Source organism: Halomonas sp. NPDC076908, from assembly GCF_050269715.1.
GTDB lineage: Bacteria > Pseudomonadota > Gammaproteobacteria > Pseudomonadales > Halomonadaceae > Vreelandella.
The window spans coordinates 19,572-39,466 of the sequence record NZ_JBNNIW010000030.1 but is presented as its reverse complement, the minus strand read 5'-3'; the positions used below and the strand labels follow the sequence as shown (position 1 = coordinate 39,466).

Genomic DNA, 19,895 nt, shown 5'->3' with positions numbered 1-19,895 from the left:
CGTTTGCACTATAGGCAAGCTAATTTTTTAGCGGCGCTTCTGATCTCAGAAGCGCCGCTTCCTCGTTGGGTTCAGTGCCTTCTTTTTTCGATGATCTTTAAGTGGTGATGATGCCATGAGCCTGACACTGCTTAATTTTAATGGGCTGCGCAATTTACAGCCGATTGAGATGTCCCCATCCTCACGTATTAATATTATTAGCGGCTCGAATAGCAGTGGTAAAACTAGTCTATTGGAAGGAATACATATTCTTGGTATGGGGCGTTCGTTTCGTACCCGACAATTGAAGAATGCGATTCAATCCGACCAGCCCTATATGACCCTATATGGGCGATTGGCGGGCGAGCCGGAGGTTACCCTTGGGGTCCGTCGCCTACGCGCCCAGAGAGAGCTAGAGCTGCGTCTTAAAGGTGATAAAAATACTCGGTTGGCACAGCTCGTCGAAGCGATGCCATTACAGTTGATTAACCCTGACGCCTTTCGATTGCTTGAAGGTTCGCCAGCAGGGCGCCGTGAATTTCTCGATTGGGGAGTGTTTCACGTGAAACATGACTTTTTGGGAATATGGAAGCGAACCCGACGCGCGTTGAAACATCGGAATGCGCTTCTTAGGCGTGGTAGAATACAACCTCAGGAAATGGCAGTGTGGGAGCAAGAGCTTGCTAGTTGGGGCGAGCAAATGGATACATTGCGACGCGCGTGGTTTAGTGAGTTTCTCCCTGTATTTGAGGAAACATTGAAGGTGCTGCTGCCTTCATCAGAACTCTCTTTGCACTATGCTCGTGGCTGGGATAAACAGCGCTCATTGTCGTCCGTGCTACACGATAGTCGTGCGACGGACCAGCAGATGGGGTTTACTCAGCAAGGGCCGCAGCGCGCCGATTTACGCATAAGAGTCAATAAGCAGCCTGCTGTAGAAGTGCTTTCCAGAGGCCAGCAAAAATTAGTGGTCAGCGCTTTGAAGCTTGCCCAGGGGCGGTTTCTGGAAAGAACAGCACAGCGTCACTGTATTTATCTTATCGACGATTTACCTGCAGAACTTGACGAGCAAAATCGTCACCAGTTTTGCCAATTGCTTGAAGATATGCAGTGCCAAGCATTTATTACCAGCGTCGAATCTTCTGCATTAAGTAGCACTTGGCGCACTAATACCTCTGTAAAAATGTTTCACGTGAAACATAGTGATCAGGGGCTAAGTCAATTAGTGCAGGTCAGTTAGTGCAAGCCAGTCAGAGTGGCAGCTAATGCAAAGGTAGGCGATACGGAACGAGACAGACTTCACGACGGAGTGGTCAATGAGCGAGCAGGCTTACGATTCATCAAGCATCAAGGTGCTCAAGGGATTGGACGCGGTACGTAAGCGTCCAGGTATGTATATTGGTGACACCGACGACGGTACCGGGCTGCACCACATGGTCTTCGAGTTGGTGGATAATTCCATCGACGAGGCCTTGGCAGGGCACTGCAGCGAAATTCGTGTTGTCATTCACCCGGATGAGTCGGTGACTGTTAGTGATAACGGTCGTGGCGTCCCTACTGAACTGCACGAAGGCGAAGGTGTTTCAGCAGCTGAAGTCATCATGACCGTACTACACGCGGGCGGTAAATTTGATGACAACTCTTATAAGGTTTCCGGCGGCCTACACGGCGTTGGTGTTTCCGTTGTTAACGCCCTCTCGGCAGAGTTACGCTTAACCATCTGGCGCCAGGGTGAAGTGTTTGAACAAATGTATCGCCACGGTGTGCCTCAAGCGCCGCTCAGTGTAGTGGGTAAAACAGAAAAGAGTGGAACCAAGGTACATTTCCGCCCCTCTCCTGAAACCTTTGGGAATATTGAATTTCATTTCGATATTCTAGCGAAGCGTTTACGCGAACTCTCCTTTTTGAACTCTGGCGTAGCCATTCGCCTGCTGGATGAGCGTAGCGGTAAAGAGGAGCTGTTCCATTACGAGGGCGGTTTAAAAGCTTTTGTTGATCACCTGAACACCAATAAAAGCGTGATTAACCCGGTTTTCCACTTTAATGCTGAGCGAGATGATGGCGTTGAAGTTGAAGTGGCCATGCAGTGGAGCGAGGCCTTCACGGAAAACATTTTCTGCTATACCAATAATATTCCTCAACGGGATGGTGGTGCGCACTTAGCGGGCTTCCGAGCGGGTCTTACTCGTACGTTGAACAACTATATTGAAGCGGAAAATCTGCTTAAAAAAGCCAAGGTTAATACGACGGGTGATGATGCCCGTGAAGGCTTGACTGCAATTATTTCTGTAAAAGTGCCTGATCCAAAGTTCTCATCACAAACTAAAGACAAGCTTGTTTCTAGTGAAGTGAAAACGGCAGTTGAGCAGGAAATGAGTCGTCTGTTTTCAGAATATCTCATTGAAAAACCGAATGAAGCCAAAGCTATCGTTAATAAGATGCTTGATGCTGCCCGGGCTCGTGAAGCGGCCCGTAAAGCCCGCGATATGACACGCCGTAAAGGTGCATTAGATATTGCCGGTTTACCCGGAAAATTAGCCGATTGCCAAGAAAAAGACCCTAGCCGTTCTGAGCTTTACTTGGTAGAGGGTGATTCAGCCGGTGGTAGCGCCAAGCAGGGGCGCGATCGCCGCACTCAGGCTATTTTGCCACTCAAAGGTAAAATTTTGAACGTTGAGAAGGCACGCTTCGATAAGATGCTTTCTTCAGCTGAAGTAGGTACGTTGATTACCGCGCTGGGCTGTGGCATTGGCCGCGAAGAGTTCAATCCCGATAAGCTTCGCTACCACTCCGTTATTATCATGACGGATGCGGACGTGGATGGTTCGCATATTCGCACTCTGCTATTAACGTTCTTCTTCCGCCAAATGCCGGAGCTTATTGAGCGTGGGCATATCTTTATCGCCCAGCCCCCGCTTTATAAAATCAAGCGTGGTAAGCAAGAGCTCTATCTTAAAGATGAGCAGGCAATGGTTGATTACTTAACCACCACGGCTCTTGATGGCGCAGGCCTGCATGTTAATGCGAATGCGCCCGGTATTTCAGGGGCTCCGCTGGAAGCGTTGGTAAATCAGTACCGCAATGTGATGAAACGTATTGATCGCTTGTCGCGAGTTTATCCTAATGAAGTACTTAAGCAAATTATCCATACCTCTGCATTAAAAGGAGAGGCGAGTCTTAAAGATCGCGTCACCATGCAGAACTGGATTGATGAGCTGCAGAAGACCATGGACGACATGGTGGCGTATGAAGGTGGGCCGCGCTACCACTTCCATCTTCAGGAAGATACTGAGCGGGCTTTATTCTTACCCACGGTGTCATTAATCGCCCATGGCGTGACGACTGAATATGTATGGGGTCTCGACTTCTTTGAAAGCACTGACTATCGGGGAATCGCTGAATTAGGTGAAACCTTAAATGGCTTCCTGGAAGAGGGCGCCTACATCGCCCGTGGAGAACGTCAAAAGCCTGTGGAGCATTTTTCAGAAGTGTTGGTATGGCTAATGCAGGAAGGCCAGCGTGGTCTATCCTTCCAGCGTTATAAGGGTCTAGGCGAAATGAACCCAGACCAGCTATGGGATACTACGATGGATCCTGAAACACGGCGCATGCTGAGAGTTACCATCGAAGATGCAGTGGGTGCGGATATGATGTTTAACACGCTGATGGGGGATGATGTTGAGCCTCGTCGCGAGTTCATTGAGACCAATGCTCTGGTAGCTAATCTGGACGTTTAAGAATCTAATGTTTTAAGAGTGTTTCACGTGAAACACTCTTCGATTAAGCATTAATTTCTTTAAAAAACTTTCAGTAAAAAGAAGCGCCGCTAGGGCTAAGATAGCGGCGCTTCTTTTATTTTAAAACGGTTATTCGTTACCTGTAGCAGCTACACGAAACAGTAGCTATACGAAACAGTAGCTATACGAAACAGCTAATTAATCACCTGCTGCATAACCAATCAGTGAATTCCGCCAAATCATTAAAAATACGTGACTTTTCAAGGCCAATGCTTTTCATCTCAGTTTTCGCACCTTTCCCCGTCCTGACGAGTACTGTACTGCAGCCCATCGCTTCGCCCGCCTGAAGGTCGCGTAAACTGTCGCCCACCATCCAGCTGCCTTCCAGGGTATTGATGCCCAACTGTTGCTTAATTTCTAGCAGTAGCCCTGGCAGTGGTTTACGGCAATCACAATGATCTTCCGGTCCATGGGGGCAGTAAGCAATATGGGCAATATGTCCGCCCTGCGCTTCAACAAGCGCGACTAAGCGCTCATGCATGGTGTTAAGGGTTGCCACATCATAATAGCCCCGGCTAATACCTGATTGGTTAGTCGCAACTGCGACGGTATAACCTGAGTGGGTTAGCCTCGCGATGGCGCTGATAGCGGCAGGGTAGGGTATCCACTCTTCTAACGATTTAATGTAAGCGTCTGAGTCGTGATTGATGACACCATCACGATCTAGTATGACGAGTTTATCTGGGGCCAGCGCTGCTTCATGGGAATTTGAAATGGGGGGCATTCAATGGCTCTATTTTTTGCGTAACTGATTATCCAACACTGACAGCGCCTGAAGCGTGATAGCAATTTTTTTGCCATCACTGCCAAACAGCTGAAAGGGGAATCGCTTTAAACGTTTAAGGCGCGGTAATGTGGAGAGAAAGCGTTCTCGAACGGCGGGCTGCGCTTGGCGTAAGCCGTTGAGCAGCGCAGGTGCTAGGCGCTCTCGGTGGAGCTGGCGTTTACTGAGTTTGCCATACAGTGAAAATATAAAGCAGTGCCAGTCTCGTACCATACAATTGGTTAGCTCATGAACCTCACCTGGGTCCGTTTCAAAATCGATAAAGACGACACCCTCTTTATTGACCAGAATATTACGCGCGAAAGCTTCACTTAAATAGCACTGCCGAGCGTGAACGTCATTCAGCGCCTGAGTACCCATCAATAAGAAATGATCTATCTCCTCTGCGCTGTGTACAGAAAGTAATTTATGCAGCAGCGTTTCAGACGGTTGGTCCTGATTACCTGCATCTGCAAGTAGCAAACCTTCAGATGTCTCGGCTAATATAAGAGGAACCGCTATTCCTGCCTCTGAAAGCGCTTTAATTCTCGCTGCCTCCTTAGCAATGCTATGTTCCCCTCCTAAATTTGGCACCGGCTTGAGCGCATCAATTCCCAACCATCGGGCTAATAAAGTGAGTGGTAAATAGGCAAACCGAGAGTTACGTTTAGCGGCTTTTTTTAGCCACACTTTTTGGCCATTGATGATATGGGGTTCCATCGACGCTTGCTGACGGTGGAGGGTATCAAAAAGGAAGGTATCGTACATAACCACTCCTTAGAGGAAGCATATATCACCGCCTTTTCCTAAGACGGAGCCATTTTAATAAAGGTTTCATTAATTTTACATTGATGTTTCACGTGAAACAAAAAAATCGTCAGGAACGATTTTTAACGTCGCGCAGCGACGGCCCATTGGGTAGCTGCCATGGATGGCAGCTATCAAAAAATCGTCAGGAACGATTTTTAACGTCGCCCCGCGACGGCCCAAAGAGTAGCTGCCAAGATGGCAGCTATAAAAAAAATGGTGAAATAAAAAAAACGGCAGCGATGAGCTGCCGGTTTCTTGACTACCTATTATTGTTTATTGAGGGAGCAAGGAAATATCGGCTATGCCAAGGAACAGCGCTTGAAGACTTGCTAGCAGCGCTAATCGATTACGCTGAATAGCAGGGTCTTCGACCATTACCATCACTTGATCAAAGAAGGCATCGACAGGCTCACGCAAAGTGGCTAAGGCGTCCAGCGCCTGCTGATAATTGCCTTCAGTAAATAGCGGTTCAACTTTTTGTTGGCTGGCCGTAATTGCCTTAAATAGCGTTAGCTCAGCCTCTTCCTGTAGTAGCGCTTGATCGACCTGGATGTTTCCATCATGGGCTTGCTTCGCCAAAATATTCGATACCCGCTTATTCGCTGAAGCCAGCGCCGCGGCTTCATCACGCTGGGCAAATGCTTTAACTGCCCGCAAGCGTCGTGCGAAATCGAGAGGCTTGGTAACGGGGCGTGCGCGTACCGCGAGGTACATCTCGGCGCTAATGCCCTCATCCTGGCCCCAGGCGCGGAAGCGGTCCAGCATGTAGGTCATTACGTCATCAACTAAACCGTCGGCCTTAGGAAGGTCTTGATGCTGTTCAGCGGCAACGGTGAGTAGCTTGCGCAGATCAAGATTAAGCTCGCCTTTCACCAGAATGTTGAGCACACCAATCGAAGCACGACGCAGAGCGAAGGGGTCTTTTGCGCCAGTGGGGCGCTGACCAATGCCAAAAATACCTACCAGAGTATCCAGGCGATCGGCTAACGCCAGCGCTTGGCCGGTTAAGGTTTGCGGGATAACGTCGGTAGCAAAGCGTGGCAGGTACTGCTCTTCAATTGCCTGGGCAACCTCTGTCGGCTCCCCATCTTGCACCGCATAGTAGCGCCCCATAATCCCTTGTAGCTCTGGGAATTCAAGCACCATCTCGGTGACAAGATCGCACTTGGCCAGCGCTACAGCGCGCTGGGCCTGAGCGACATCACCGTTGATCTGTTGAGCGATAAACGTCGCAATAGCGGTACTGCGCCGGGCTTTATCGGCCAAGGTGCCTAGTTGCTGCTGAAAAACGACGCTTTCTAGCTGAGGAACGCGTGAGGCTAGGGTGCGCTTACGGTCAGTCTCATAGAAAAATGCCGCATCGGCCAGGCGTGGGCGAATGACTTTCTCGTTACCGGAAATCACCTGTTCAGGGTCAGCACTGTCGATATTGGCAATGGTGATAAACAACGGTTTCAGCTTGCCAGCGTCGTCGAGCAGGTGAAAATATTTCTGGTTAGCCTTCATTGACGAGATTAAGCACTCTGCAGGTACCGCTAAGAAGCGCTCGTCAAAACTGCCCGTGAGGGCGACCGGCCATTCCACCAGACCGCTAACTTCTACTAATAAATCGTCATCGATAACCGCGGTGGCTTCTTGGACCTCGGCTTCTGAGAGCACCTGCTCGCGAATACGCTCACGCCGCTTTAAGCGATCAACCAATACATAGGCGTTTTCCAAACTCTCAACATACTCATCGGCATGGGCTAGCTGGATGGCATCTGGAGCGTGGAAGCGGTGGCCAAACGTGGTACGGCTAGCCTGTAAGCCCAGCGCTTCGGCAGCGACTACTTCGCTACCGTAGAGTGCGACAAGCCAATGAACGGGCCGCGAGAACTCCACTCGTGAAGCACCCCAGCGCATATTTTTAGGCACGGGCAGAGTGCTAACCGCCTTATGCAGGATCTCTGGCAGGAGCGCTTGAATGGATTCGCCTTGCTGTTGTTCACGGAACGCCAGCCAAGTGCCTTTATCGGTTTCCAGGTGAATCAGCTCATCTACGCTGACACCGCAGGAGCGGGCAAAACCTTCCGCTGCCTTGGTTGCAACGCCATCTTTAAAAGCGGCAGCCAGTGCTGGTCCCCGGCGCTCCACTTCACGATCAGGCTGTTTGTCGGCAAGCTCTGCCACCTGTACCGCTAAACGACGTGGTGTTGCAAAAGCGGTCACGCTGCTAAAAGGAACATCCGTTTCTTGCAGCCCTTTTTGGATACCAGCAGCGAAAGCATCGGATAGTGCATCCAGGGCTGTGGGCGGAAGCTCTTCAGCACCAAGCTCTAATAAAAGCGTATTAACAGCCATTTATGCGTCTCCCTGTTCGGCAGGTAGCTCTTGTAACAGTTCACGGCGAAGTGTTTCTGGCGCCATAGGGAAACCTTCGGCCTTACGTGACTCAAAGTAGGCGGTGGCGACATCACGGGCCATCGTGCGAACGCGGAGAATAAAGCGCTGCCGCTCGGTGACCGAAATAGCGTGGCGGGCGTCTAACAAGTTAAACGTGTGAGATGCCTTGAGAACCTGCTCATAGGCAGGCAGTGGCAGGCTTGCTGCTAGCAGCTTTCCGCACTCTTTCTCTTGATGATCGAAAGCGCTAAATAGCTGATCGACATCGGCGTGCTCGAAATTGTAGGCCGACTGTTCACGTTCATTTTGCAGGTACACGTCGCCATAGGTGACCTTGCTGCCATCGGGCGCTATTGCCCAGATAAGGTCATAAACACTATCGACGTTTTGCAAGTACATCGCGATGCGCTCAAGGCCGTAGGTCAGCTCGCCGGTCACGGGGTAACATTCAATGCCCCCGGCCTGCTGGAAATAGGTAAACTGGGTAACTTCCATACCGTTTAGCCAGATTTCCCAGCCCAGGCCCCAGGCGCCAAGGGTGGGGGATTCCCAGTTATCTTCAACAAAGCGCACATCGTGAACCAGCGGATCAAGACCCAGGCGCTTAAGGGAGCCTAGATAAAGATCTTGCAGGTTACTCGGTGATGGCTTCATCACTACCTGAAACTGGTAGTAGTGCTGAAGACGGTTTGGGTTCTCGCCATAGCGGCCATCAGTAGGACGGCGGGAAGGCTGTACATAGGCAGCGTTCCAGGTTTCGGGGCCAATGGCCCGCAGAAACGTTGCCGGGTGGAAGGTGCCCGCACCGACTTCCATATCTAGTGGCTGAAGGATGACACAGCCCTGTTCTGCCCAGTACTGTTGCAGAGCCAGGATCAAGCCCTGAAAGGTCGACACATCGGGTGTCGATTGGTTTGTCGAGACACTCATCGCGGAAAGCACCGTTGGCCATGAATTCATTAGGCGTCAAGTATACAATCCTAGGCAGATGGGTTATAGGCACGTATGCCAACTGAGCCGCTTTTGGTAAGGAGAACGAGATGATCGTTGTAACAGGCGGTGCCGGTTTTATCGGCGCCAACATCGTCAAAGCGCTTAATGTCCGTGGTCGAAATGACGTAATGGTCGTTGATGACCTGCGCGATGGCACTAAATTCGTTAACTTAGCCGACTGCACGTTAGCGGATTATCTGGATAAAGATGATTTTCTTGCCAGGGTAAAAGCTGCCCTGCGGGGCGAAAGCGTTGACCTGCCTAAGATTGAAGCCATTTTCCATGAAGGCGCCTGCTCGGATACCACCGAGTGGGACGGCCACTATATGATGGAAAATAACTTCGAGTACTCCAAGGTACTGCTGAATTACTGTGAGCAGCAGGGTATTGCGTTTTTATACGCCTCTTCAGCGGCCACTTATGGCGGCAGCGAAGTGTTTAAAGAAGTGCCCGAGTGTGAAAAGCCGTTAAACGTGTACGGGTATTCGAAGCTACTGTTTGATCAGCACGTGCGTTCGCGTTGGAGCGAGTTAACCACCCAAGTCGTTGGTTTTCGCTATTTCAATGTTTACGGCCCGCGGGAGCAGCACAAAGGCAAGATGGCTAGTGTGGCGTATCACAACCATCTGCAAATCCGTAACGGCGAAACCTTAAAGTTGTTTGGAGCCTACGGCGGCTATGAAGCAGGTATGCAGAGCCGCGACTTTGTGTATGTCGGCGATGTGGTGGATGTGAATCTTTGGTTTTTGGATCATCCTGATCAGTCAGGAATTTTCAATCTGGGCACTGGCCGCGCAGAGCCATTCAAAGCCATTGGCGAAGCGGTGATCGATTTCTACGCTAAAGGTGAGATTGATTACATTGCTTTCCCGGAAGAGCTAAAAGGGCGCTATCAAAGCTATACCCGTGCCGACATTAGTAACCTACGCGCAAGCGGCTGCGACATTGAGTTTAAAACCGTAGCGCAAGGGGTTAGCGCTTACTTGGAGTGGTTGAATGGCTAACTCAGCCCCACGGCTGCTGGTGATTGGCCCTTCATGGGTGGGCGATATGGTTATGGCACAGAGTCTGTTCATGACCTTAAAAGCCCGTCAGCCCGGCGCCACCATAGGCGTGGTGGCGCCCGCATGGTCACAGCCTATTCTTGAGCGGATGCCTGAAGTGGATGAAGTGTTGCCACTGGCGGTAGGTCATGGCGAGTTTGGCTTGGCTAGCCGCCGTGAACTCGCTAGCCGCCTGCGGGGGCGGTTCGATCGCGCTATTGTGCTGCCTCGCTCTTGGAAGGCGGCCCTAGTGCCGTTCATGGCGCGTATTCCCGAGCGTGTTGGCTTTTTAGGGGAACACCGCTACGGCCTACTTAAAGAGCGCCGCAAGCTTGATAAGAAGGTGCTTGATCAAACGGTAAAACGTTTTGTGTCGCTGGGTTTGCCGTTAAAAGAAGCCACTAGCGGCAATTTCGAACTGCCCAAGCCGCGGCTGCAAATTGACCGCGATAATCTGGTTAATTTGCGCTTAACGCACTCGCTGTCATCGCGACCTGCGATTGGGCTGATGCCTGGCGCCGAGTATGGGCCTGCCAAGCAGTGGCCAGTCGAATATTTTCACGGGTTAGCAAAACGGCTAGTGCTCGATGGCTTTGAGGTGCGGGTGTTAGGCGGGCCAAAAGATCACGCAGACGGCGAGCGTATTGTGCAAGGGCTGTCACATGCGCATAACTTGTGCGGTAAAACCCAGCTAGCCGATGCGGTTGATCTGCTGGCAGATTGCCGCCAGGTGGTGACTAATGACTCCGGTTTAATGCATGTCGCCGCTGCCGTCGGCGTGCGCATCCATGCCTTATATGGCTCGTCGTCACCCGCCTATACGCCACCGCTGACTGATAATGCAGTTATTCACTACTTGGCACTGTCGTGCTCGCCCTGTTTCCAACGCACCTGTCCGCTGGGACACACTAACTGCCTCAATCATTTAAGCGTTGACCAGGTTTATCAGTCGCTTCGCGCGAATGTTAAGCGCGAAACGTGACCGTTAGCGCATAAGCTCTACTTCATTGGCCCGATCAGCCGGGGTCTCATAAATCTGCTCTTGAACGTGCTCTTCTTCATCGCGACGTTGTGGGGAGATTCCGTCCCACAAGCGGTGCTGAAGGGCCGTCTCTTCCCTTAAGCGTTCATTGAGCACATTGATGCCATGCACCTCGACCAGAGTAGGTTTGTCGCTGAGTAATGACGCGCCAAGTCCAGCACGATTTTCTTCTAAGTCAAAACCCAGCGCATCCAATAAGGTAGGGAAAACATCCAGCATGCTGGCATCACGGCGAATGCGCTGCGGTGTCAGGCCCTCGCCCAACATAATAAGGGTGTTGTCACGGTCTAATGCAGTCAATTGGTCCCACACCGAAACGCGCATCGTCAAATGATCACTCAGCACGACCACTAATGTATTGTCGAGCAGACCCTCGCTCTCAAGACGCTCAATCAAGTCACGGGCAAGCCACGCAGAGCATTCCACTGAGTAGAGAATGTCCTGACCATCGAACTCACCCTGCCGATCTAAACACGTTTGGGAGGGAAAACCACTTGGTGCGTGGCCAGCGAGAGAAAGATTTACCACTCCCCAGGGGCCATCATCCTCCCGGTCTAAGCGGCGTATTTCTGCTGCCGTTATATCGTAAAGCGTATCGTCATACAGGCCCCAGCTGTTCACGTATTCAGGGTCGTCTAGTTGGGGTTCTAGATCCTCACGCCCTTTAACGGTATTGAAATGATGACCGCGGTAAAAAAGTCCCTTACCGGCAAACTGTGTACTGGCACCGCCTAAGTAGCTCAGCCGATAGCCTTGCGCGGCTAATATATCACCCAGGCAATCTACCCCAGGCACGACGGCAGAAAGCGGCTCAAACTGGCTGTCATGGAGCAAACCCGCGGGCATTAATGGTACACCGCACTGGCTAGCAATCATGCCTGCCATGGTCCATCCGGTATTATCCATCTGGCGAACGCCTTCAAAAACGACGCCTCGTTCACCAAGCGCTTCCAGGTCTGCATAAGCATCTTCGAACAGATCGTGGGAGTAGGTACGCTCAATACTCTCTAAGTACATGACTAATAAGTTAGGGGCATCTTTGAGCTCGTCTGTAGGGGGCGCCATATAGCGCCGGTCCAGCCAGGCTCCATCATCGGTAACAATCGCCGCACTGCGCTGACCAAGGCCAAAAAGCAGCGGATTGGTCGCCAGTAAAATAAGTGCAAAAAAACGTTCGGCTAGCCGCCAGCGTTGATCATGTCGTGAAAGCCAAGTAACCGATGCCAGCACACCGATCATGACCACGGTGTAAAGGACGGCAACAAACATTTTGCCCGCACCACCATGGTCGGCCATACCTGCCTGTAAATGGAAGAATACCGCGCCGAGATCGACAATTCCGAAACTGTCCGCCAAGTAGACGTAGATGCCCCAGATGCTGAGCGGTACGAGCGACCAAGGCCACACTTTACGGTATCGGGCGTTAAGGGGTTGGCCCCAGCGTAGCTTAAGCCCCAGCCCAATCCACACCGAGGCAACAAAAAATAGCGTCCACCAAGGCAGGCGCGTCAGAACGGTGACCGCATAACCCAGGCAGAGACCTATAATCATTATCGCTATTTTTTGAATAGCATGAGGATGCATATATAACCTATTTCATTTAACGAATCAGTCAATAATTTTTGAGTGTGGCTTATCATTAACTGCAAACTATATTTTTTATCAAAAAAACAGTATTAAGAGCAATTAATGTTTTTTTGTTTCGATATATTATTTGTCTTTACGCCTAAATTGAAAATTATCGCACGTGTTTAAGCGAAATAAACGCTTCAAATTATCAGTCAGTATTTAAATGTTTTTTCATATATTTCCAAAATACACCATTGGCATTTGATACAGCAATTACCAATCCTCTCCAGCCATCGAGCCAGCCGTTCTGGAATAAATAAGTACGCAGAAAAGCGAATATCGCTTTTAGGAAAATGACCGGAACGGGATAAGTCTTAAGCTTCCCGGAATCAGCCCGTAGGCTTGAATAGCGATTAACTTTTTCAAGAAACTGCGATAAATCCGTCACAGCAGCATGTTCGATCGTGCCCGTTAAGCGCTGTGGGCGACTAGCGCTGGTGAGGGCTATCGACTCGTGAACCATCGCTTCGTTGAAGTTATGGCTGCGGCGATTAAACAGACGAATGAGCCAGTCGTTGCCCCACCCGGAGTGGCGTACAGGACGACCCATCATCCAGTTTTCGCGGCGTATTTCCCCAAGGTCGTTGGCGGATGCGTGAGGGACCCAGGTTGAGATCGAGTCAATCAGAGGCTGGGAGGGCGCTTCATCTGCATCAAGCGATAATATCCAGTCATGTTTAGCTAAGGAGACGGCAAAACGCTTTGTTGGGCCGAAACCAAGAAACTCACCTTCATGAAGCGAGACATTTGGATAACTTGAGGCAATACGTGTGGTGTCATCCCTTGAGCCGTTATCATAAACCACAACGTCATTGAAGCATTGAACGGCATCCAGGGTACGCCGTAGCGTTGAGGCCGCATTTCGGGTAATGATAACAACGCTAACACCAGCGGGCATGTATGTCTGTCCTGTCAGAAAATGGGCATCGGATGTTAGTATATCGGCTTTTATAGCCACAATATCCCCAGTGAGGCGCTTTTGCACATTATTCATGTCAATCTGGCCAAAGGCTTTCGCGGTGGGGAGCGTCAAACAGTCCTGCTAATACAAGCAATAGCAGGACTTGGTGGCGGCACTCGACAAACGTTGGTCTGCCAACCTTCATCGCCGCTACGCAGGGAGCTAGCTGACACCCCTGGGGTCGTGTTTATTAACGCTAGGCATCAGCTAGAGGGTCACTGGAAGGCAGGTACTGCTGATAGTGTGCACGCCCATGAAGCTAAGGCGGTTCACTGGGCATGGCTGCATCAAAGGCTTTATCGCACGCCCTATATCATCACCCGGCGAGTTGATACGCCGATTAAGCGTAAATGGAGCAATACGGTTTTTTATCGGAATGCCTGTTACTGTGTGGCGATTTCAAACGCTATTGCTGAGCAGCTCAAAAGCTTCACCACCTCTACTATCCCTATTATACCTAGCGCCTATTCTGGTTCTCAGGTAAACCCAGAGATAGCCGCTGAATTTAGAAAGCAATATGCCGGTAAAACGATTGTCGGCCACGTTGGGGCGCTTGTAGACCGCCACAAGGGGCAGCGCGTGCTCATCGAGGCGGCAAAGCGCCTAGAGCATAAGTGCCCAACGTGTCTTTTTGTATTTTTCGGACGGGGAGAAGATGAGGCGGTTTTAAAAAAAGAGAGTGCGAGTATCAGCAATATTATATGGGCAGGGTTTAAAGACAACATAAATGACTATTTGCCAGGGTTGGATATTTTTGCATTCCCTTCAAGAAATGAAGGACTAGGCTCTGTTTTATTAGATGTAATGCAGGCTGGTGTACCTATCATAGCAAGTAATGTAGGCGGTATTCCGGATATTATAAAACATGGTGAAAACGGCTTTCTTATAGCTGTTGATAGCGACAGTGAGATAGAACACTGGATTTTAGAGCTGAAGGATAATGTTAGTTTGAGGGCTAGTGTTGTTAATCAGGCACGATCCTCACTCAGTTTTTATAGTAAAGATATGATGGCTAATAGATATATGGCTCTTTATGTTGATATGGTTGAAAAACAAACATGTCGTTAGAAAATCAATGCATTGTCGTTTTCTTGCACAATAGGCCCTACTTCGGCGCCCAACTGGTTCATATACCTTTTCTAGTGATGCTCCGGCAGCAGCATCCCAATGCTACGTTAGTCGGCGTGTCAAAAAATAATAGCGCCAAGCTTTTAGCTGATGCTGGTTTTTTAGATACCTTGGAAGTCGTCGAAGGAAAAGAGCAGCTTTTATCGCTTAAGAAATACAGGTTTGATGTTGGCTTTAATTTAAGGCCCTCAAGCATTGGCGTCGCTATGCAAATGCTGCTTTTAAAGATTCCACGCCGCATTGGGTTTAGAAAGATGGGCGCGCTCTATAATGAGAGTGCTACCCTGGATCTCGCTATTTATAGAGCTAGCCTTTTCTTGAAGTTGCTGAATGAAAACAGCTCCTTGTCAGCCGTGCCCTATCTAAAAGAGAACGTCATTCATGATGATGTTGAGGATAGTATTTTATTAGTGCCTGGCGCCGGTGGAGAAGAAAAAAAATGGCCTCTCGAAAAATACATATCATTAGCGAATCAGTTTGTCGAAAACGGGGAGACTAAGGTCTGTTTTATCACAGGGCCACAGGAGATAAAAGAGCAGGAGTTTCTTGAAAGTAAAGGATTTAAAGTATTTCATAGCCCTGATTTAAAGCTTTTGTTTAGTTTAGTTGCTAGCTGTAAAGTATTTATCAGTAACGATTGTGGACCTTCTCACGTTGCACATGTTTTAGGGGTTAATCAGGTTGTTATATTTAAAGAATTTCTTCCTGAGTGGTTTCTGAAAAGGGAAAATAGCGCCTATTTAGCTTCCCCCACAGGCGTCACTACAATCACTGTTGATAAGGTGATGAAAAAAGCCATAGCCGTTATAGATAACCATTGACTATATGCAGCAATGTTAACGGGATATACTAATGAGTATAGCCCCGCAGTATTGAGAGATATTGATCTTGTGACTTGAATTTAATCAGTGATCGCTCTAGGCGAGCTAAATTTTTATTCTGCCACTTGTTGCCGGGTTGACGCAGCCGACAACGATCTAGATCGATTAGCCAGGGCTCACCACTGGGGGCGATTAAAATATTACGCGCATTCAGGTCAACATGATCTAAGCCTGCATCATGGAAACGTTTAATCATTGCGCCTACTCGTTGCAATAACGCATCATCTGCAGCGTGGTTAACCACCCGTTCAGCCAGTGCTGTGGCGCCAGGGACTCTAACCGTTATTAGTGCGGCTTCGTAGGTCAGCCCGAAACGTACCACACGGCAGGCAACCGGTTTGGGCACGGGTAACCCCTGCTCAAAAAGCGTGGCGGTTAAGCGCAATTCACGGAATGCCCGGGTACGCTCAACCCCCGTCCATACGTAGCGTTTTTCACTCATTTTCGCGATTAGGCCGCCACGACGATAGGGCCTTAGCACCCACTGCTCGGTAGGCGTTGCCTGTAAAAAAAGGCTGCTACCTCGGCCAGGGGCTTCACCTACAATTAAGCCACGCTCACGCCAATAATCGGCAGTGAATAGGTCAGGATGAATTTGGTGTGTGCCGGGCGCGTCACATAAACTGTCTGCATCATGTAAAATCAGACTATTTCTCTGCCGGAGTGCCGCTAAGCGCATGAAGCCCTCTCTGCCTGTTCAGCCCAACCACATTGCCATTTTGCGCCTCTCCGCCTTAGGAGATGTGTGCAATCTCGTGCCCACGGTGCGGGCGTTGCAGCGCCAATGGCCCGACGCGCGCATTACCTGGATTATCGGTAAGGGGGAGCACAGTCTACTGGCCGGGCTTTCCGGGGTCGAGTTTGTTGTTTACGACAAGTCCACCGGGATTGCGGGTATGCGTGCGCTGTGGCGCCAGCTTGCCGGTACACGTTTTGATGTGTTGCTGCATATGCAGCAGGCAATTCGCGCAAGCTTACTGTCGCTCGGTTTAAAAGCAAACGTGCGGGTAGGTTACGACAAAGCGCGCGCCAAAGACGCCCAACATTGGTTCACCCAGCATCAGATAGCACCGCACTCGAATGCCCATGTGCTTGAATCTTTCATGGATTTTGCACGAGTGCTGGGGGTAAAAGATGATCGCTTAGAGTGGAATTTACCCGTAACAGAGACGGCACGAAATGAAGCGCGGGTGATCAGCGGGGAGTCGCCGTACCTTGTTATTAACCCCTGCAGCAACGTGCGGCTGCGTAATTTTCGCAACTGGTCGGTTGAGGGCTACGCCAGCGTTATTGAACATGCTTGGGTTCAGCACGGTCTTAAAAGTGTGTTAACGGGTGGTGGGACCGCACAAGAGCGTGAAATTGGCGACCAAATTGAGGCGCTTTGCCAGTCAGGCAGCATCACTAACGCCATTGGTGGCACATCCTTGAAAGGCGTGCTGGCGCTGATTGATCAAGCGCGCGTCGTTATCGCGCCTGATACGGGGCCTATTCATATGGCTAATGCCATGGGTACCCCCGCACTGGGTCTCTATGCCTCTACTAACCCACAGCGAGCCGCCCCCTATTGTTGGCGAGAGTTTGCGGTTAACGCTTATCCAGAAGCTGTCCGCACTTATCTGCATAAGTCGGTTGAAGACGTTAACTGGGGGCAGCGAGTGCGCCATCCTGATGCCATGATGCTCATTAAAGCAGACGATGTTATTGCTAAGCTGGATGCACTGTTGGCACACACCGCACTAACCACCAGCGCAGGAAGCCCCCATGAAAATTGATTTAACCGCTTTAGAACATGCCCGCGTACTTGTGGTGGGGGATGTGATGCTAGACCGCTATTGGCATGGTGGAACCTCACGTATTTCGCCAGAGGCACCCGTGCCGGTGGTGCGCGTGGAAGATGCCGAAGACCGACCAGGTGGGGCGGCGAATGTGGCGTTGAATATTACCTCCTTGGGCGGCCATGCAGTGCTGGCAGGCGTAGTGGGGGAGGATGATAACGCTAATCTACTTGAAGCCAGCTTGGCAGCTTCAGGGGTAAGCACTTACTTTCAGCGAAGTGCCGATATCCCAACGATCACGAAGCTCCGTGTGATGAGTCGCAATCAGCAGCTGCTGCGTTTGGATTTCGAGCAGCGCTTGGACAGCGTTGATACAACGGCGCTGTTAGCCCAGGTAGAACAGGCGCTGCCTCAGTGCGATGTGGTCATTCTTTCTGACTACGGTAAAGGCACGCTGAACCAAGTAGAAAACCTAATAGCCAACGCGCGTGCGCATGGCAAGCGTGTACTGATTGACCCCAAAGGGCAGGATTTCAGCAAATATCGCGGGGCAAGTTTAATTACTCCCAATCTTGTCGAGTTTGAAGCGGTGGTTGGGCATTGTGCCACCGATGCTGAACTATCCCGCCGGGGCGAAGCGCTGCGTGCCGAGCTTGAGCTGGAAGCACTACTGATTACGCGCAGTGAAAAAGGCATGACGCTGATCCGTGAAGGTCAATCACCGCTGCATTTACCTACTCGTGCCCAGGAAGTCTTCGATGTGACTGGGGCTGGCGATACTGTCATCGGCTTGATGGGATTGGCGTTGGCGGCGGGTCACGAGTTTCCTGAAGCGATGATGTTGGCAAACCTGGGGGCAGGGCTAGTTGTCGCCAAGCCGGGCACGGCCACACTGTCGATTGCAGAGCTGTATACCGCCCTGCATGGCGATAAATTGGCCGAATTTGGCGTGATTGAGCCTACGGTGCTGGTTGAAGCAGTACGTGCGGCTCAACTGCGTGGTGAGCAAGTGGTCATGACCAACGGCTGCTTCGATATTCTGCATGCGGGACATGTTGCCTACTTAGAGCAAGCCAAGCGCTTGGGCGACCGCTTAGTGGTTGCGGTTAACGATGACGCTTCCATTGGCCGCCTAAAAGGGCCTAAGCGTCCGATTAATCCGCTCAGTCGACGTATGCAGGTACTGGCCGGGCTAGGCGCCGTAGATTGGGTAGTGCCGTTTAGTGAGGATACTCCTCAAGCATTAATTGAGGCTGTGCTGCCCGATATTCTGGTCAAAGGGGGCGACTACCGCCCGGAGGATATTGCCGGTGGAGCGGCGGTGATGGCTAATGGCGGCGAGGTTAAAGTGTTGGGCTTTGAAGATGGCGTCTCGACCTCCGCGATGATTAACTCCATTTTAGATCGCGAGCGTTAATGGCTGTTTCTGGTTGGCCAAGGTTTGTCTATTCAGCGGCGCTCTATGCGCTATCACCACTGATAGCCTGGAGGATTTGGCGTGAGCAAGTACTTACTTACTCACGCCTGCAGCGGCTTGGAATGCGCCTTGGTACGCTACCTTCCGCGCCGCGCATATGGCTGCACTGTGCCTCGGTAGGTGAGCTACGCGCCGCTCGACCGCTAATAGAAGGGCTGTTAGACCGCTACCCCACCCATAGCCTGCTACTGACTACCATGACCGCCACAGGAGCCGCGCAGGCCCATACATTAATTGGCGAGCAGAGTGCCACCTTTCAGGCAAGGCTTGCCCACCGCTTTTTACCGCTGGACTTTCCTGGTGCTGCCAAGCGCTTTGTACGCACTGTTCAACCTGACCTTGCCATCATGTTCGAAACCGAGCTGTGGCCCAATCTACTCCACGCCTGCTATCAGCAACAGGTGCCCGTGGCTGTCGTCAATGGGCGTTTATCGCCTCGCGCCTTTAAGCGTTACCAAACATTGCGCCCCTTAATGGCTAGCACCTTAGCGAATGTTAATTGGCTGGGAGCTAAGTCGTTAGAAGATGCCGAGCGCTTTAATGTACTTGGTTGCTCGGCTGCTAAAACAACGGTTGTGGGCTCGTTAAAATTTGAAATGCCCAGTCAACATAAGGCCCTTAAAGAGGGTGAACACTTACATCTCCAGTGGGGTTCCCGTCCGGTGTGGGTGGCAGGCTCCACGCGTGAAGGTGAAGAAGCGCTATTGCTTAATGCGCATCGCCAACTGCTTAAACATTACCCTAACGCGCTGCTAGTGCTGGTACCCCGCCACCCCCAGCGGTTTGATGAGGTGGCTAAGCTTTGCGAAACAAAAGATTGGCAATTTAGCCGCCGCAGCCAACAGCAGCCTGTGACGGCACAAACACAGGTCTACCTGGGGGATACGTTAGGTGAGTTGGGCACGTTGTATGCAGCAGGCAGTGTGGCCTTTGTAGGGGGCAGTCTAGTGCCGCTGGGCGGCCACAATATACTTGAGCCAGCGGCACTGGGTCGGCCAGTACTCAGTGGGCCTTATATTGATAATTTTGCCGACGTGGCTGAGCCGCTGCAAAGCGTTGGTGCGCTAACCTTGGTCGAAAGCCCCGAAGTGTTGGCGAAGGCTCTAGCGGGCTACCTTGCCGACCCGGCGCTTGCGCACCAAGTAGGCGAAGCAGGTCGCGAAGCGGTGGATTCCCACAAAGGCGCGTTAGCGCGAACCTTTGTGGGCTTAGGGCAGTTATTGAGCCGTTAA

At 50.9% G+C, this 19,895-nt stretch carries 16 protein-coding genes; 9 read left to right on the top strand and 7 right to left on the bottom strand.

Annotation, left to right across the window (positions count from 1 at the left end; translation table 11 throughout):
• Nucleotides 1-115: 115 nt before the first annotated feature.
• Both recF and gyrB read left to right on the top strand, forming a co-directional pair.
• Nucleotides 116-1,219: a DNA replication/repair protein RecF gene (gene recF, locus ACQKE4_RS15700; RefSeq protein WP_427389295.1), complete on the top strand. Its 1,104-nt coding sequence runs from the start codon at nucleotides 116-118 to the stop codon at nucleotides 1,217-1,219.
• Between the two features lie 76 nt (nucleotides 1,220-1,295).
• Nucleotides 1,296-3,716 carry a DNA topoisomerase (ATP-hydrolyzing) subunit B gene (gene gyrB / locus ACQKE4_RS15695; protein ID WP_427389294.1) on the top strand — a complete coding sequence of 807 codons (2,421 nt, stop codon included), beginning with the start codon at nucleotides 1,296-1,298 and terminating at the stop codon, nucleotides 3,714-3,716.
• Between the two features lie 202 nt (nucleotides 3,717-3,918).
• On the opposite strand, the gene gmhB is transcribed toward gyrB, so the two are convergent.
• The 4 genes from gmhB to glyQ form a co-directional block, all read right to left on the bottom strand.
• Nucleotides 3,919-4,500, bottom strand: coding sequence for a D-glycero-beta-D-manno-heptose 1,7-bisphosphate 7-phosphatase (gene gmhB / locus ACQKE4_RS15690; protein ID WP_427389293.1), 582 nt, complete (start codon nucleotides 4,498-4,500; stop codon nucleotides 3,919-3,921).
• Nucleotides 4,501-4,509: 9 nt separating this feature from the next.
• Nucleotides 4,510-5,307, bottom strand: a complete 798-nt coding sequence (locus tag ACQKE4_RS15685) for a hypothetical protein (RefSeq protein ID WP_427389292.1) — start codon at nucleotides 5,305-5,307, stop codon at nucleotides 4,510-4,512.
• A gap of 315 nt (nucleotides 5,308-5,622) precedes the next feature.
• Nucleotides 5,623-7,689 (bottom strand): glycine--tRNA ligase subunit beta, encoded by a 2,067-nt coding sequence (gene glyS / locus ACQKE4_RS15680; protein ID WP_427389291.1) that lies wholly within the window; start codon nucleotides 7,687-7,689, stop codon nucleotides 5,623-5,625.
• Nucleotides 7,690-8,661 carry a glycine--tRNA ligase subunit alpha gene (gene glyQ, locus ACQKE4_RS15675; protein ID WP_427389290.1) on the bottom strand — a complete coding sequence of 324 codons (972 nt, stop codon included), beginning with the start codon at nucleotides 8,659-8,661 and terminating at the stop codon, nucleotides 7,690-7,692. It lies immediately after the preceding gene.
• Between the two features lie 110 nt (nucleotides 8,662-8,771).
• On the opposite strand from glyQ, the gene rfaD reads away from it, so the two are divergent.
• A complete protein-coding gene (gene rfaD, locus ACQKE4_RS15670) occupies nucleotides 8,772-9,728 on the top strand; it encodes an ADP-glyceromanno-heptose 6-epimerase (protein ID WP_427389289.1) in 957 nt (318 codons plus the stop codon).
• Nucleotides 9,721-10,749: a lipopolysaccharide heptosyltransferase II gene (gene waaF / locus ACQKE4_RS15665; protein ID WP_427389288.1), complete on the top strand. Its 1,029-nt coding sequence runs from the start codon at nucleotides 9,721-9,723 to the stop codon at nucleotides 10,747-10,749. Before rfaD ends, waaF begins: the two co-directional genes overlap by 8 nt.
• A 3-nt stretch (nucleotides 10,750-10,752) precedes the next feature.
• On the opposite strand, the gene ACQKE4_RS15660 is transcribed toward waaF, so the two are convergent.
• Nucleotides 10,753-12,393: a sulfatase-like hydrolase/transferase gene (locus tag ACQKE4_RS15660; protein ID WP_427389287.1), complete on the bottom strand. Its 1,641-nt coding sequence runs from the start codon at nucleotides 12,391-12,393 to the stop codon at nucleotides 10,753-10,755.
• 193 nt (nucleotides 12,394-12,586) lie between these two features.
• Nucleotides 12,587-13,432: a glycosyltransferase family 2 protein gene (locus tag ACQKE4_RS15655; protein WP_427389286.1), complete on the bottom strand. Its 846-nt coding sequence runs from the start codon at nucleotides 13,430-13,432 to the stop codon at nucleotides 12,587-12,589.
• Here ACQKE4_RS15655 and ACQKE4_RS15650 point away from each other — a divergent pair.
• The gene (locus tag ACQKE4_RS15650; protein ID WP_427389285.1) at nucleotides 13,418-14,467 is read left to right on the top strand and encodes a glycosyltransferase family 4 protein; all 1,050 of its coding nucleotides are present in this window, start codon (nucleotides 13,418-13,420) and stop codon (nucleotides 14,465-14,467) included. The genes ACQKE4_RS15655 and ACQKE4_RS15650 overlap by 15 nt on opposite strands.
• The gene (locus ACQKE4_RS15645; RefSeq protein WP_427389284.1) at nucleotides 14,458-15,348 is read left to right on the top strand and encodes a glycosyltransferase family 9 protein; all 891 of its coding nucleotides are present in this window, start codon (nucleotides 14,458-14,460) and stop codon (nucleotides 15,346-15,348) included. Before ACQKE4_RS15650 ends, ACQKE4_RS15645 begins: the two co-directional genes overlap by 10 nt.
• A gap of 28 nt (nucleotides 15,349-15,376) precedes the next feature.
• Here ACQKE4_RS15645 and ACQKE4_RS15640 read toward each other — a convergent pair whose 3' ends face one another.
• Nucleotides 15,377-16,087: a 3-deoxy-D-manno-octulosonic acid kinase gene (locus tag ACQKE4_RS15640; RefSeq protein WP_427389283.1), complete on the bottom strand. Its 711-nt coding sequence runs from the start codon at nucleotides 16,085-16,087 to the stop codon at nucleotides 15,377-15,379.
• On the opposite strand from ACQKE4_RS15640, the gene ACQKE4_RS15635 reads away from it, so the two are divergent.
• From ACQKE4_RS15635 to waaA, 3 genes are read left to right on the top strand one after another with little or no spacing between them, the layout of a single operon-like run.
• Nucleotides 16,086-17,183, top strand: coding sequence for a glycosyltransferase family 9 protein (locus tag ACQKE4_RS15635; protein ID WP_427389282.1), 1,098 nt, complete (start codon nucleotides 16,086-16,088; stop codon nucleotides 17,181-17,183). The genes ACQKE4_RS15640 and ACQKE4_RS15635 overlap by 2 nt on opposite strands.
• The gene (hldE, locus tag ACQKE4_RS15630; RefSeq protein WP_427389281.1) at nucleotides 17,173-18,603 is read left to right on the top strand and encodes a bifunctional D-glycero-beta-D-manno-heptose-7-phosphate kinase/D-glycero-beta-D-manno-heptose 1-phosphate adenylyltransferase HldE; all 1,431 of its coding nucleotides are present in this window, start codon (nucleotides 17,173-17,175) and stop codon (nucleotides 18,601-18,603) included. The genes ACQKE4_RS15635 and hldE overlap by 11 nt, the downstream gene beginning before the upstream one ends.
• The gene (waaA, locus tag ACQKE4_RS15625) at nucleotides 18,603-19,895 is read left to right on the top strand and encodes a lipid IV(A) 3-deoxy-D-manno-octulosonic acid transferase (protein ID WP_427389280.1); all 1,293 of its coding nucleotides are present in this window, start codon (nucleotides 18,603-18,605) and stop codon (nucleotides 19,893-19,895) included. The genes hldE and waaA overlap by 1 nt, the downstream gene beginning before the upstream one ends.